This window comes from Serratia sp. M24T3, from assembly GCF_000257645.1.
Classification (GTDB): Bacteria; Pseudomonadota; Gammaproteobacteria; order Enterobacterales; family Enterobacteriaceae; genus Rouxiella.
The window spans coordinates 1-11,066 of record NZ_AJHJ01000051.1 but is presented as its reverse complement, the minus strand read 5'-3'; the positions used below and the strand labels follow the sequence as shown (position 1 = coordinate 11,066).

At 48.9% G+C, this 11,066-nt stretch carries 24 protein-coding genes; 1 reads left to right on the top strand and 23 read right to left on the bottom strand.

The genetic code is table 11. The features are described 5' to 3' along the window. Positions 1-4: 4 nt before the first annotated feature. The 21 genes from rplO to rpsJ all read right to left on the bottom strand — a co-directional run bounded on the left by rplO (position 5) and on the right by rpsJ (position 9,203). Complete coding sequence (gene rplO, locus SPM24T3_RS22760; RefSeq protein WP_009639194.1) at positions 5-439, bottom strand: 50S ribosomal protein L15; 435 nt, start codon at positions 437-439, stop codon at positions 5-7. Positions 440-442: 3 nt separating this feature from the next. Further along, positions 443-622 (bottom strand): 50S ribosomal protein L30, encoded by a 180-nt coding sequence (gene rpmD, locus SPM24T3_RS22755; RefSeq protein ID WP_009639193.1) that lies wholly within the window; start codon positions 620-622, stop codon positions 443-445. Between the two features lie 2 nt (positions 623-624). Then, positions 625-1,128, bottom strand: a complete 504-nt coding sequence (gene rpsE, locus SPM24T3_RS22750) for a 30S ribosomal protein S5 (RefSeq protein ID WP_009639192.1) — start codon at positions 1,126-1,128, stop codon at positions 625-627. Between the two features lie 14 nt (positions 1,129-1,142). Beyond that, positions 1,143-1,496, bottom strand: a complete 354-nt coding sequence (rplR, locus tag SPM24T3_RS22745) for a 50S ribosomal protein L18 (RefSeq protein ID WP_009639191.1) — start codon at positions 1,494-1,496, stop codon at positions 1,143-1,145. Positions 1,497-1,505: 9 nt separating this feature from the next. Beyond that, positions 1,506-2,039: a 50S ribosomal protein L6 gene (rplF, locus tag SPM24T3_RS22740; RefSeq protein ID WP_009639190.1), complete on the bottom strand. Its 534-nt coding sequence runs from the start codon at positions 2,037-2,039 to the stop codon at positions 1,506-1,508. Positions 2,040-2,052: 13 nt separating this feature from the next. After that, complete coding sequence (gene rpsH, locus SPM24T3_RS22735; RefSeq protein ID WP_009639189.1) at positions 2,053-2,445, bottom strand: 30S ribosomal protein S8; 393 nt, start codon at positions 2,443-2,445, stop codon at positions 2,053-2,055. A gap of 33 nt (positions 2,446-2,478) precedes the next feature. Then, the gene (rpsN, locus tag SPM24T3_RS22730) at positions 2,479-2,784 is read right to left on the bottom strand and encodes a 30S ribosomal protein S14 (protein WP_009639188.1); all 306 of its coding nucleotides are present in this window, start codon (positions 2,782-2,784) and stop codon (positions 2,479-2,481) included. Between the two features lie 13 nt (positions 2,785-2,797). Then, the gene (rplE, locus tag SPM24T3_RS22725; protein WP_009639187.1) at positions 2,798-3,337 is read right to left on the bottom strand and encodes a 50S ribosomal protein L5; all 540 of its coding nucleotides are present in this window, start codon (positions 3,335-3,337) and stop codon (positions 2,798-2,800) included. Between the two features lie 14 nt (positions 3,338-3,351). Then, the gene (rplX, locus tag SPM24T3_RS22720) at positions 3,352-3,666 is read right to left on the bottom strand and encodes a 50S ribosomal protein L24 (protein ID WP_009639186.1); all 315 of its coding nucleotides are present in this window, start codon (positions 3,664-3,666) and stop codon (positions 3,352-3,354) included. A 10-nt stretch (positions 3,667-3,676) separates the two neighbouring features. After that, the gene (rplN, locus tag SPM24T3_RS22715) at positions 3,677-4,048 is read right to left on the bottom strand and encodes a 50S ribosomal protein L14 (RefSeq protein WP_008457164.1); all 372 of its coding nucleotides are present in this window, start codon (positions 4,046-4,048) and stop codon (positions 3,677-3,679) included. Positions 4,049-4,220: 172 nt separating this feature from the next. Then, positions 4,221-4,475, bottom strand: coding sequence for a 30S ribosomal protein S17 (gene rpsQ / locus SPM24T3_RS22710; protein WP_009639185.1), 255 nt, complete (start codon positions 4,473-4,475; stop codon positions 4,221-4,223). Next, positions 4,475-4,666: a 50S ribosomal protein L29 gene (rpmC, locus tag SPM24T3_RS22705; protein ID WP_009639184.1), complete on the bottom strand. Its 192-nt coding sequence runs from the start codon at positions 4,664-4,666 to the stop codon at positions 4,475-4,477. Before rpmC ends, rpsQ begins: the two co-directional genes overlap by 1 nt. Then, on the bottom strand, positions 4,666-5,076 hold the full coding sequence (gene rplP / locus SPM24T3_RS22700) for a 50S ribosomal protein L16 (RefSeq protein WP_009639183.1): 411 nt from the start codon (positions 5,074-5,076) through the stop codon (positions 4,666-4,668). The genes rpmC and rplP overlap by 1 nt, the downstream gene beginning before the upstream one ends. A gap of 12 nt (positions 5,077-5,088) precedes the next feature. Further along, a complete protein-coding gene (rpsC, locus tag SPM24T3_RS22695) occupies positions 5,089-5,787 on the bottom strand; it encodes a 30S ribosomal protein S3 (RefSeq protein WP_009639182.1) in 699 nt (232 codons plus the stop codon). 17 nt (positions 5,788-5,804) lie between these two features. Continuing rightward, the gene (rplV, locus tag SPM24T3_RS22690; RefSeq protein WP_009639181.1) at positions 5,805-6,137 is read right to left on the bottom strand and encodes a 50S ribosomal protein L22; all 333 of its coding nucleotides are present in this window, start codon (positions 6,135-6,137) and stop codon (positions 5,805-5,807) included. Between the two features lie 14 nt (positions 6,138-6,151). Further along, complete coding sequence (gene rpsS / locus SPM24T3_RS22685) at positions 6,152-6,430, bottom strand: 30S ribosomal protein S19 (RefSeq protein WP_004929772.1); 279 nt, start codon at positions 6,428-6,430, stop codon at positions 6,152-6,154. 14 nt (positions 6,431-6,444) lie between these two features. Beyond that, entirely contained in the window at positions 6,445-7,269 is an 825-nt protein-coding gene (gene rplB, locus SPM24T3_RS22680) for a 50S ribosomal protein L2 (protein WP_009639180.1), read from the bottom strand. An 18-nt stretch (positions 7,270-7,287) separates the two neighbouring features. Further along, entirely contained in the window at positions 7,288-7,590 is a 303-nt protein-coding gene (gene rplW, locus SPM24T3_RS22675) for a 50S ribosomal protein L23 (RefSeq protein ID WP_009639178.1), read from the bottom strand. After that, complete coding sequence (gene rplD, locus SPM24T3_RS22670; protein WP_009639177.1) at positions 7,587-8,192, bottom strand: 50S ribosomal protein L4; 606 nt, start codon at positions 8,190-8,192, stop codon at positions 7,587-7,589. Before rplD ends, rplW begins: the two co-directional genes overlap by 4 nt. Before the next feature lie 16 nt (positions 8,193-8,208). Continuing rightward, positions 8,209-8,859 carry a 50S ribosomal protein L3 gene (rplC, locus tag SPM24T3_RS22665; protein WP_009639176.1) on the bottom strand — a complete coding sequence of 217 codons (651 nt, stop codon included), beginning with the start codon at positions 8,857-8,859 and terminating at the stop codon, positions 8,209-8,211. A 32-nt stretch (positions 8,860-8,891) separates the two neighbouring features. Further along, entirely contained in the window at positions 8,892-9,203 is a 312-nt protein-coding gene (rpsJ, locus tag SPM24T3_RS22660; RefSeq protein WP_009639175.1) for a 30S ribosomal protein S10, read from the bottom strand. 406 nt (positions 9,204-9,609) lie between these two features. Here rpsJ and SPM24T3_RS22655 point away from each other — a divergent pair, with 406 nt between their 5' ends. Next, complete coding sequence (locus SPM24T3_RS22655) at positions 9,610-10,140, top strand: A24 family peptidase (protein WP_009639174.1); 531 nt, start codon at positions 9,610-9,612, stop codon at positions 10,138-10,140. Positions 10,141-10,153: 13 nt separating this feature from the next. Here the strand turns inward: SPM24T3_RS22655 and bfr are convergent, their stop codons facing one another. After that, the gene (bfr, locus tag SPM24T3_RS22650) at positions 10,154-10,645 is read right to left on the bottom strand and encodes a bacterioferritin (RefSeq protein WP_009639173.1); all 492 of its coding nucleotides are present in this window, start codon (positions 10,643-10,645) and stop codon (positions 10,154-10,156) included. A 77-nt stretch (positions 10,646-10,722) separates the two neighbouring features. Further along, complete coding sequence (gene bfd, locus SPM24T3_RS24925) at positions 10,723-10,917, bottom strand: bacterioferritin-associated ferredoxin (RefSeq protein ID WP_009639172.1); 195 nt, start codon at positions 10,915-10,917, stop codon at positions 10,723-10,725. Positions 10,918-11,066 lie beyond the last annotated feature (149 nt).

The window sequence follows — 11,066 nt, the reverse complement described above, 5'->3', positions numbered from 1 at the left end:
CTACTTATTCCTCTATTTTACCGCCAGCAGCTTCGATAGCAACACGAGCGCCTTTGGTGACACGCAGACCACGTACGGTTACCGGACGAGCAACTTCGCCTGAAAGGATTACTTTCGCGAACTCGATCTGGATACCAATTACGTTAGCGGCTTTCAGCGTGTTTAGGTCGATAACGTCGCCTTCAACAAGAGCCAGTTCAGACAGACGAACTTCTGCCGTGATCATAGCTTTGCGAGAGGTGAAGCCGAATTTCGGCAAACGACGATATAAAGGCATCTGACCACCTTCAAAACCACGACGTACGCCACCGCCAGAACGTGAGTTCTGACCTTTGTGACCACGGCCGCCGGTTTTACCCAGGCCAGAACCAATACCACGACCTACACGCCTTGGCGCCTGCTTGGCACCGTCAGCCGGAGACAGAGTATTTAAACGCATCTCTTACTCCTCAACCTTAACCATGTAGGAAACCAGATTGATCATGCCGCGAACAGAAGGTGTATCTTCACGTTCTACAGTGTGACCAATACGACGCAGACCTAAACCAGTCAAAGTTTGCTTGTGTTTCGGCAAACGACCGATGCTGCTTTTTGTTTGAGTTACTTTAATAGTCTTTGCCATGGTTATTTCCCTAGAATTTCTTCGACGGACTTACCACGCTTGGCAGCGACCATTTCTGGGGACTTCATATCTTCCAAAGCTGCGATAGTTGCACGAACCACGTTGATCGGGTTAGTGGAACCATAAGCTTTAGCCAATACGTTGTGTACCCCTGCGACTTCCAGGACGGCGCGCATTGCACCACCGGCGATAATACCGGTACCTTCAGAAGCCGGCTGCATGAACACGCGAGAACCCGTATGAGCACCTTTAACAGGATGCTGCAGGGTGCCGCTGTTCAGCGCGACGTTCAACATGTTGCGACGGGCTTTCTCCATCGCTTTCTGGATCGCTGCCGGAACTTCGCGTGCTTTGCCGTAGCCAAAACCAACGCGACCGTTACCATCACCAACTACTGTCAGTGCGGTAAAGCTGAAAATACGGCCACCTTTTACGGTTTTGGATACGCGGTTTACCGCGATCAGCTTTTCCTGCAGTTCGCCAGCTTGTTTTTCGATGTGTGACATCTTACACCTCTACCTTAGAACTGAAGGCCAGCTTCACGGGCAGCATCTGCCAGTGCCTGGACTCGACCATGATATTGGAAACCGGAACGGTCAAAGGATACTTTCGAAATCCCTTTTTCCAATGCGCGTTCTGCAATTGCTTTACCTACAGCAGTTGCGGCATCTTTGTTACCGGTATACTTCAATTGCTCAGTAATAGTTTTTTCTACTGTAGAAGCAGCAACTAATACTTCAGAACCGTTAGGTGCAATCACCTGTGCGTAAATATGACGCGGGGTACGATGTACCACCAGACGTGTCGCACCCAGTTCTTTGAGCTTGCGGCGTGCGCGGGTCGCACGACGGATACGAGCAGATTTCTTATCCATAGTGTTACCTTACTTCTTCTTAGCCTCTTTGGTACGCACGACTTCGTCGGCGTAACGGACACCCTTGCCTTTATAAGGCTCAGGACGACGGTAGGCACGTAAATCTGCAGCAACTTGACCAATCACCTGCTTATCAGCGCCTTTCAGCACGATTTCAGTTTGAGTTGGACATTCTGCAGTAATGCCTGCCGGCAGCTGGTGTTCGACCGGATGGGAAAAACCCAGGGCCAAACTCACCGCGTTGCCTTTGATAGCAGCACGGTAACCAACACCAACCAATTGAAGCTTTTTAGTGAAGCCGTCGGTAACACCTATAACCATTGAGTTCAACAGTGCACGAGTGGTACCCGCTTGGGCCCATGCGTTTGCGAAGCCTTCGCGCGGACCAAAGGTCAGAGCGTTATCTTCCTGTTTAACTTCAACGGCGTCATGGATAGTACGAGACAGCTCGCCGTTTTTACCCTTAATCGTAATAACCTGACCGTTGAGTTTTACCTCTACGCCGGTAGGAATGACGACGGGTGCTTTTGCAACACGAGACATGCTTTCCTCCCGATTAAGCTACGTAGCAGATAATCTCGCCACCAAGACCAGCCTGGCGAGCTGCACGATCAGTCATAACACCTTTAGAGGTAGAAATAACAGCGATACCCAAACCGGCCATAACCTTTGGCAGCTCATCTTTTTTCTTGTAGATGCGCAGGCCAGGACGGCTGATTCGTTGAATGCTCTCTACCACTGCCTTGCCCTGGAAGTACTTCAGTACTAATTCCAGTTCAGGTTTGGCGTCGCCTTCGATTTTAAATTCTTCAATGTAGCCTTCTTCTTTAAGCACGTTGGCAATAGCCAGTTTCAGCTTAGAGGAAGGCATGGTGACCGCAACTTTGTTCGCGGCCTGACCGTTACGGATACGGGTCAGCATATCCGCGATCGGATCTTGCATGCTCATCTGTCATTACTCCCGTGATTCAATTGGTGACAATTACCAGCTAGCCTTTTTAAGACCCGGAATTTCACCGCGCATAGCGGCTTCACGGACCTTAATACGGCTCAACCCGAACTTCCGCAAGAAAGCGTGCGGACGACCAGTTTGACGGCAGCGATTACGCTGACGAGACGGGCTGGAATCACGCGGCAGAGTCTGCAGCTTAAGAACGGCATCCCAACGATCTTCGTCGGAAGCGTTCACGTCAGAGATAGTTGCTTTCAATTCAACGCGTTTAGCGAAGAATTTATCTGCCAGTTTCACGCGCTTGACTTCGCGTGCTTTCATGGATTGCTTAGCCATTAGTAACCCTACCTTACTTACGGAACGGGAAGTTAAAGGCAGCCAGCAGAGCGCGGCCTTCATCATCGGATTTCGCAGTAGTGGTGATGGTAATATCCAAACCACGAACGCGATCGACTTTGTCATAGTCGACTTCCGGGAAGATGATCTGTTCACGCACGCCCATGCTGTAGTTACCACGGCCGTCGAATGACTTAGCGGACAAGCCACGGAAGTCACGGATACGTGGTACAGCAATAGTGATCAGACGCTCAAAGAATTCCCACATGCGTTCGCCACGCAGGGTTACTTTACAGCCGATCGGATAGCCCTGACGGATTTTGAAGCCTGCAACTGATTTGCGTGCTTTGGTGATGAACGGCTTTTGACCAGAGATAGCTGCTAAGTCAGCTGCTGCGTTATCCAGCAGTTTCTTATCAGCGATCGCTTCACCAACACCCATGTTCAGGGTGATCTTCTCGACCCGAGGGACTTGCATGACAGAATTGTAATTAAACTCAGACATGAGTTTCTTTACGACATCGTCTTTGTAGTAATCATGCAGTTTCGCCATCGTACTACTCCAAATTACTTGATAGTTACGCTGTTAGACTTGAAGAAACGGACTTTTTTGCCGTCTTCGAATCTAAAGCCTACACGGTCAGCCTTACCGGTTGCCGTGTTGAAGATTGCAACGTTAGAAACTTGAACAGCAGCTTCTTTTTCAACGATGCCGCCTGGTTGGTTCAGAGCCGGTTGAGGCTTCTGATGTTTCTTAACCAGGTTGATACCTTCAACAATGACCTTGCCAGAAGACAGGACATTTTTTACTTTACCACGCTTACCTTTATCTTTGCCGGTAAGCAGGATAACTTCGTCATCACGACGGATTTTCGCTGCCATGGTTCGCTCCTTAGAGTACTTCTGGTGCCAGAGAGATAATTTTCATGAACTTCTCATTACGCAGTTCACGAGTTACCGGCCCAAAAATACGCGTGCCGATTGGCTGCTCGCTGTTATTATTTAAAATAACGCATGCATTGCCATCGAAGCGAATGACAGAACCGTCCGGGCGACGAACACCCTTCTTGGTGCGCACCACTACCGCCTTCAGCACGTCGCCTTTTTTCACCTTACCGCGAGGAATTGCTTCCTTGATGGTAATTTTGATGATATCGCCAACGCCTGCGTAGCGACGGTGCGAGCCACCCAGAACCTTGATACACATTACGCGACGTGCACCGGAGTTGTCGGCCACGGTCAGCATAGTCTGTTCTTGGATCATGTTAGTGCTCCGCTAATGTCAACTACAACTTATAAGACCTAACAATAGGCCATATAGAAATCCCCACAAATGAGGGCGCAGCATTATAACACTGCTTATTCATTATGGGTAGAAAAAATAAACGGCCCAGGTCTCCATGAGCCGTTTATTCATTTTCGAGAACGCGATTCTATTACAGAATTGCTTTCTCTACAACGCGAACCAGTGTCCAAGACTTAGTCTTTGACAGCGGACGGCATTCGCTAATTTCAACGACGTCGCCGATACCGCATTCGTTGTTCTCGTCATGTACGTGCAGCTTAGTCGTACGCTTGATGAATTTACCGTAGATTGGGTGCTTCACGAAACGCTCAATCGCAACAACGATAGATTTTTCCATCTTGTCACTGATCACACGACCTTGCAGAGTACGGATCTTGTCACTCATTACGCGCCCGCCTTCTCAGTCAGTAAAGTCTTAACACGTGCAACATCACGACGCACTTGCTTCAACGTGTGTGTTTGCTGCAGCTGGCCGCTGGCCGTTTGCATGCGCAGGTTAAACTGCTCACGCAACAGGTTCAGAAGCTCAACGTTCAGCTCTTCCACGCTCTTTTCACGCAGCTCTTTTGCTTTCATTACATCACCGTCTTAGTTACAAAGGTGGTTTTAATAGGCAGTTTCGCTGCTGCAAGCTGGAATGCTTCACGCGCCAGCTCTTCAGGCACACCGTCCATTTCGTACAGGACTTTACCAGGCTGGATCAGGGCAACCCAATACTCAACGTTACCCTTACCTTTACCCATACGAACTTCAAGTGGCTTCTCGGTGATTGGTTTGTCCGGGAATACACGGATCCAAATCTTACCTTGACGCTTAACTGCACGGGTCATCGCACGACGTGCTGCTTCAATTTGACGAGCAGTCAGGCGACCACGGCCAACAGCTTTCAGACCGTAAGTGCCGAAGCTCACATCCGTACCTTGCGCAAGGCCACGGTTGCGGCCCTTGTGCACCTTACGGAATTTTGTACGCTTTGGTTGTAACATCAGCGACTCTCCTTACTTGCGGCCTTTACGCTGCTGCTTTTTAGGTTGAGCAGCCGGTTCCGGTTGTTCAACTGCAGCCATACCACCCAGGATCTCACCTTTGAAGATCCATACCTTAACGCCGATTACACCATAAGTGGTGTGCGCTTCAGATGTGTTGTAATCGATATCCGCACGCAGAGTATGCAGTGGAACACGACCTTCACGGTACCATTCGGTACGCGCGATTTCAGCACCGCCAAGACGGCCGCTTACTTCAACTTTGATACCTTTAGCGCCAAGACGCATTGCGTTCTGAACTGCACGCTTCATAGCACGACGGAACATAACGCGACGTTCCAGCTGTGAAGTGATGCTGTCAGCAACCAATTTTGCGTCAAGTTCCGGTTTACGGATTTCGGCGATGTTAATCTGTGCAGGAACGCCAGCGATATCCGCTACGACCTTACGCAGTTTTTCGACATCTTCACCTTTCTTGCCGATAACGATGCCAGGACGAGCGGTGTGAATAGTCACACGGATGCTCTTCGCTGGACGCTCGATAACGATGCGAGAAACGGAAGCTTTCGCCAATTCTTTAGTCAAGAACTGACGAACTTTAAAGTCGCTGTCCAGGTTGTCAGCGAATTCTTTGGTATTTGCGTACCAGGTAGAATTCCAAGGTTTGACAATACCTAGGCGAATACCATTAGGATGTACTTTCTGACCCATTGCTAGTCTCCAGAGTCTCAGCGATCGGACACAACCACAGTAATGTGGCTGGTGCGCTTCAGAATGCGATCTGCACGACCTTTAGCACGCGGCATAATACGCTTCATGCTTGGGCCTTCGTCTACGAAAATCTTCGAGACTTTCAGATCATCGATGTCAGCGCCATCGTTGTGTTCTGCGTTAGCAATGGCAGACTCCAGCACCTTCTTAACCAGACCAGCAGCTTTCTTGTTGGTGTAGGCCAGAGTTTCCAGAGCTTGCGACACTTTCTTACCGCGGATCAGGTCTGCAACAAGGCGAACCTTCTGAGCAGAAGAACGAGCGTGGCGATGTTTAGCTATAGTTTCCATCTCTTCCTCCTACCTTAGCGCTTTTTAGCTTTTTTATCAGCCGCATGGCCGCGATAAGTACGAGTCGGCGCGAATTCACCCAGCTTGTGACCGACCATTTCATCGGAAACAAACACTGGTACGTGCTGACGACCATTATGGACAGCGATGGTCAAACCGATCATGTTAGGAAAGATCGTTGAACGACGGGACCAAGTGCGCAAAGGCTTCTTGTCTCCGCTTTCCACCGCTTTCTCTACCTTCTTCAGCAAGTGCAGGTCAATAAAAGGACCTTTCTTGAGAGAACGTGGCATGGCTTATCCTCTAATTATTTTTTGCTACGGCGACGTACAATGAACTTGTCAGTACGCTTGTTGCTACGGGTTTTCTTACCTTTGGTCTGAACGCCCCATGGTGTTACTGGGTGTTTACCAAAGTTTTTACCCTCACCACCACCGTGTGGGTGATCGACTGGGTTCATCGCAGTACCGCGAACGGTAGGACGAATACCACGCCAACGTGCAGCACCTGCTTTACCCAGAACGCGAAGCATATGTTCAGAGTTACCAACTTCGCCCATGGTAGCGCGGCAGTCGATCTGAACTTTACGCATTTCGCCAGAGCGCAGACGCAGAGTTACGTAGGAACCATCACGAGCAACGATCTGAACGTAGGCACCAGCAGAACGAGCCAGCTGGCCGCCTTTACCTGGTTTCATTTCTACGTTATGAACCGTTGAACCAACTGGGATGTTGCGCATCGGCAGGGTGTTACCCACTTTGATTGCAGCATCAACGCCAGATTGGATCTGGTCACCCACTTTCAGGCCTTTCGGCGCCAGGATGTAACGGCGTTCGCCGTCTTTGTACAGAACCAGCGCGATGTTCGCGGAACGGTTCGGATCGTACTCCAGACGCTCAACCACTGCAGCTACACCGTCTTTGTTGCGTTTGAAGTCAACCAGACGATAATGTTGCTTGTGGCCACCACCGATATGACGGGTGGTGATTCGGCCATTGTTGTTACGGCCACCGCTTTTGCTCAATTTCTCAAGCAGCGGAGCAAAAGGTTTACCCTTGTGCAGCTCAGGGTTAACCACTTTAACAACGTGGCGACGGCCCGGAGATGTAGGTTTACATTTAACAATTGCCATTGTGCTTACTCCTCCGACTTACTCTGCGCCGCTGATGAAGTCCAGATTCTGGCCTTCTTTCAGGGTGACGTAAGCTTTTTTCCAGTCGCTACGACGACCAACACGCTGACCGTGACGTTTAGACTTGCCTTTAACCAGCAAGGTGTTAACGTCTTCGACTTCGACTTCAAACAGTTTCTTAACCGCAGCTTTGATTTCTGCTTTAGTCGCGTCGAGGGCAACTTTGAGTACGATGGTGTTGTTCTTTTCCATCGCGGCGGATGCTTTTTCAGAAACGTGCGGCGCGCGCAGCACTTTCAGCAGACGTTCTTCACGAATCATGCCAGCATCTCCTCAACTTGCTTAACTGCGTCAGCAGTCATAACGACTTTGTCGAAGGCGATCAGGCTTACTGGATCGATACCTGCTACGTCGCGAACGTCAACCTTGTACAGGTTACGCGCGGCCAGGAACAGATTCTCGTCGACTTCGCCGGTTACAATCAGCACGTCTTCCAGAGCCATGTCTTTCAGTTTCTGTGCCAGCAGCTTAGTTTTAGGCGCTTCTACAGAGAACGTCTCGACAACGATCAAACGATCTTGACGTACCAGTTCGGACAGGATGCTTTTCAGCGCGCCGCGGTACATCTTTTTATTTACTTTTTGACTGTGGTCCTGTGGCTTGGCAGCAAAGGTCACACCACCCGAACGCCAGATTGGGCTCTTTACAGAACCTGCACGCGCACGGCCAGTACCTTTCTGACGCCATGGTTTTTTACCGGAACCAGTTACTTCAGCACGGGTCTTCTGAGCGCGAGTACCTTGACGGGCACCTGCTGCATAAGCAACAACAACCTGGTGTACCAGCGCTTCATTGAAATCACGCCCGAAGGTAGTTTCGGAAACAGTCAGCGCGCTCTGCGCGTCTTTCACTACTAATTCCATTCCTATCTCCTCGACGTTAAGCCTTAACAGCAGGTTTAACGATCAGGTTGCCACCGGTAGCACCCGGAACAGCACCCTTGACCAGCAGCAGGTTGCGCTCAGCGTCAACACGTACTACGTCCAGGCTTTGAACGGTTACACGCTCGTTACCCAGTTGGCCTGCCATTTTCTTGCCTTTGAACACTTTGCCCGGAGTCTGGTTCTGACCGATAGAACCCGGAACGCGGTGAGACAAGGAGTTACCGTGTGTAGCATCTTGAGTACGGAAGTTCCAGCGTTTAACAGTACCCGCGAAACCTTTACCTTTAGATGTACCAGTAACGTCTACTTTCTTAACGTCTGCGAAGATCTCAACGCTAATTTCTTGACCTGCAGTGAACTCTTCGCCTTCTGCAAGACGGAATTCCCACAGACCACGGCCAGCTTCTACGCCAGCTTTAGCGAAGTGGCCCGCTTCTGGTTTGGTTACACGGTTAGCTTTTTTGCTACCAGTAGTAACCTGCACAGCGCGGTATCCGTCGTTTTCCAGATCTTTGATCTGAGTAACGCGGTTGCCTTCAATCTCGATAACAGTAACTGGAATAGAAACGCCGTCTTCTGTGAAGATACGTGTCATACCCAATTTCTTACCGATTAGGCCAATCTTTTTCTTTTCTAAAGTACTCATCGTTTCAACCTCTCAATCGCTCGATGACCCGATTAACCCAGGCTGATCTGCACGTCTACACCAGCAGCCAGATCCAGACGCATCAGAGCATCAACGGTTTTCTCGGTTGGCTCAACGATGTCAACCAGACGCTTGTGAGTGCGAATCTCATACTGATCACGCGCATCTTTGTTGACGTGCGGAGAAATCAGAATGGTAAAGCGCTCTTTGCGGGTCGGCAGCGGAATTGGACCACGAACTTGCGCACCAGTGCGCTTCGCGGTCTCAACGATTTCCGCGGTTGATTGATCAATCAGACGATGATCAAACGCTTTCAGGCGGATACGGATTCTTTGGTTCTGCATGAGACCAGAGCTCCAATTATTTTAAACGTAAAATGATTACTCCTCGGTCCCATTTCGATTGATGGGAGAGTGTAATCGTTCTTCACATAACCCCCATATCGGGAGTATTGTTTGCCAGGCGGTTACTTTGCCTGACAACTAATTCATATCGAATTAGGCTTACCAAGATTAGGTAAGCCCGCGCATTATACGTAACTCAGGAAAGTAAGCAACCCCTGCTGGCAATAAAGTGTGTTTATTTCGTACACGTTCCCCTCCCCCAACATTCGTTGCAAGCCGTTTTGTGCAGCATCACTCAAAGCTAAAAGCTTGTTCCATCGATCTCTTTTTTAGGATTGTTTGCCGCCGCTAAAGCCCTATCCTCGCTGCTAACGATATTTTGCTTTAAGAACATCAGGAAAATTAAATGTTTAACCAGTTTTATCAACTTGGCCTCTTGCATGGCTATTCCATTATTACCTCTGCAATATTTGTGAGTTACTTATTGGCGCTGAGTTATATCGACGTGATTCGCTTTCAGCTGCCCGACTGGCTTACTCTTTCACTGCTTTGGGTTGGTTTGCTGTTGCATGCTATTTTCACCCCGCAATATCTGGTCAGTGGAGTAATTGGCGCGGCTGCGGGTTACCTAGGCTTTTGGGCTATCTATTGGCTGGGAAAATGGCTATTCAAAAGAGAGGGGCTTGGCTATGGGGATTTCAAACTCATGGCAGCGCTGGGTGCCTGGATGGGCTGGGAGTGCCTGCCTTTTGTAGCAGTATATGCCTCGATTGGTGGAGCGATATTTTATGTTTTAAGATTCTGTTTCTATCGCACCCGGGGGGAGATTCCTTTTGGTCCTTTCCTGGCAACTGTCGGCGGGGTTATCTATGTCAGCCAGCAAATACTCAGCCTGGCTGATCCTAGATGCGTGTTCTGCGTGATCATTAAGATATAGTTTTAGATTAGAGCTAATGTGACGCTTTTTTAGATTCTTCTTTAATCTGGGTCTGGATGTAGTTCTGGATACCAACTCGGCTAATCAGATCGACTTCGGTTTCAATCCAGTCAATGTGATGTTCTTCATCGGCCAGAATAGTGATCATGATATCGCGGCTAACATAGTCGTGGATTGAATCGGCATAAGCGATGGCCTCACGCAAATCCTTAGCGCCGTCGAGCTCGAGCACCAGATCGGACTTAAGCATTTCCTCAACGTCTTCGCCGATATTGAGTTTGCCGAGATCTTGCAGATTAGGGATGCCTTCAAGGAATAGGATACGCTCGATATAGATATCAGCGTGTTTCATTTCATCGATGGATTCGTGGTATTCAATGCCATTGAGCCGCATTAAACCCCAATTTTTGAACATTCTGGCGTGGAGAAAATACTGATTGATGGCAACGAGCTCATTTCCTAGCAGCTTGTTGAGGTGCGAAATCATTTTGGTATCGCCTTTCATAGTAATGCCCTCCGCTATAGGTCCTATGAAGTGTAGAACCACTTAGCAAAGAGTGAAAGGAATAACCTTACTATTTATCAGGCAACTTCAATAATGTAGGTAATGTTATCTTGCTCCTCTACCAGGATCTCCCTGGCCTGTCTGATGCATTTACCACAGTCGGTTCCAATAGGGCAAATTTGGCGAAGCTCTTTCATCGTTTGTGGCTGATGCTGCCGGATGACTTTACGAATCACTTTATCTGTGACCGCATTACACAAACACACGTACATACACGAACTCAATATTTAACCAGTTCATATAACTGTAAATGAGAATAATTTCTATTTCAATTGCGATTTTAAAAATTTACATTGAGCCTTACTCAGAAAGCAGGCGTAAAAAAAGGGTGCCTAAGCACCCTCTTTATATTCCTAAATTT

Excerpts from the sequence above, each read along its gene's own strand:
- rplE (WP_009639187.1), bottom strand. The coding sequence starts at position 3,337 with ATGGCGAAACTGCATGATTACTACAAAGACGATGTCGTAAAGAAACTC.
- rpmD (WP_009639193.1), bottom strand. The coding sequence starts at position 622 with ATGGCAAAGACTATTAAAGTAACTCAAACAAAAAGCAGCATCGGTCGT.
- rpsE (WP_009639192.1), bottom strand. The coding sequence starts at position 1,128 with ATGTCACACATCGAAAAACAAGCTGGCGAACTGCAGGAAAAGCTGATC.
- rpsS (WP_004929772.1), bottom strand. The coding sequence starts at position 6,430 with ATGCCACGTTCTCTCAAGAAAGGTCCTTTTATTGACCTGCACTTGCTG.
- rpsH (WP_009639189.1), bottom strand. The coding sequence starts at position 2,445 with ATGAGCATGCAAGATCCGATCGCGGATATGCTGACCCGTATCCGTAAC.
- rplO (WP_009639194.1), bottom strand. The coding sequence starts at position 439 with ATGCGTTTAAATACTCTGTCTCCGGCTGACGGTGCCAAGCAGGCGCCA.
- rplR (WP_009639191.1), bottom strand. The coding sequence starts at position 1,496 with ATGGATAAGAAATCTGCTCGTATCCGTCGTGCGACCCGCGCACGCCGC.
- rplX (WP_009639186.1), bottom strand. The coding sequence starts at position 3,666 with ATGGCAGCGAAAATCCGTCGTGATGACGAAGTTATCCTGCTTACCGGC.
- rplF (WP_009639190.1), bottom strand. The coding sequence starts at position 2,039 with ATGTCTCGTGTTGCAAAAGCACCCGTCGTCATTCCTACCGGCGTAGAG.
- SPM24T3_RS22655 (WP_009639174.1), top strand. The coding sequence starts at position 9,610 with ATGTTTAACCAGTTTTATCAACTTGGCCTCTTGCATGGCTATTCCATT.
- rplB (WP_009639180.1), bottom strand. The coding sequence starts at position 7,269 with ATGGCAATTGTTAAATGTAAACCTACATCTCCGGGCCGTCGCCACGTT.
- rplC (WP_009639176.1), bottom strand. The coding sequence starts at position 8,859 with ATGAGTACTTTAGAAAAGAAAAAGATTGGCCTAATCGGTAAGAAATTG.
- rplV (WP_009639181.1), bottom strand. The coding sequence starts at position 6,137 with ATGGAAACTATAGCTAAACATCGCCACGCTCGTTCTTCTGCTCAGAAG.
- bfr (WP_009639173.1), bottom strand. The coding sequence starts at position 10,645 with ATGAAAGGCGATACCAAAATGATTTCGCACCTCAACAAGCTGCTAGGA.
- rpsC (WP_009639182.1), bottom strand. The coding sequence starts at position 5,787 with ATGGGTCAGAAAGTACATCCTAATGGTATTCGCCTAGGTATTGTCAAA.
- rplD (WP_009639177.1), bottom strand. The coding sequence starts at position 8,192 with ATGGAATTAGTAGTGAAAGACGCGCAGAGCGCGCTGACTGTTTCCGAA.
- rpsJ (WP_009639175.1), bottom strand. The coding sequence starts at position 9,203 with ATGCAGAACCAAAGAATCCGTATCCGCCTGAAAGCGTTTGATCATCGT.
- rpmC (WP_009639184.1), bottom strand. The coding sequence starts at position 4,666 with ATGAAAGCAAAAGAGCTGCGTGAAAAGAGCGTGGAAGAGCTGAACGTT.
- rplP (WP_009639183.1), bottom strand. The coding sequence starts at position 5,076 with ATGTTACAACCAAAGCGTACAAAATTCCGTAAGGTGCACAAGGGCCGC.
- rpsN (WP_009639188.1), bottom strand. The coding sequence starts at position 2,784 with ATGGCTAAGCAATCCATGAAAGCACGCGAAGTCAAGCGCGTGAAACTG.
- rplW (WP_009639178.1), bottom strand. The coding sequence starts at position 7,590 with ATGATTCGTGAAGAACGTCTGCTGAAAGTGCTGCGCGCGCCGCACGTT.
- rpsQ (WP_009639185.1), bottom strand. The coding sequence starts at position 4,475 with ATGAGTGACAAGATCCGTACTCTGCAAGGTCGTGTGATCAGTGACAAG.
- bfd (WP_009639172.1), bottom strand. The coding sequence starts at position 10,917 with ATGTACGTGTGTTTGTGTAATGCGGTCACAGATAAAGTGATTCGTAAA.
- rplN (WP_008457164.1), bottom strand. The coding sequence starts at position 4,048 with ATGATCCAAGAACAGACTATGCTGACCGTGGCCGACAACTCCGGTGCA.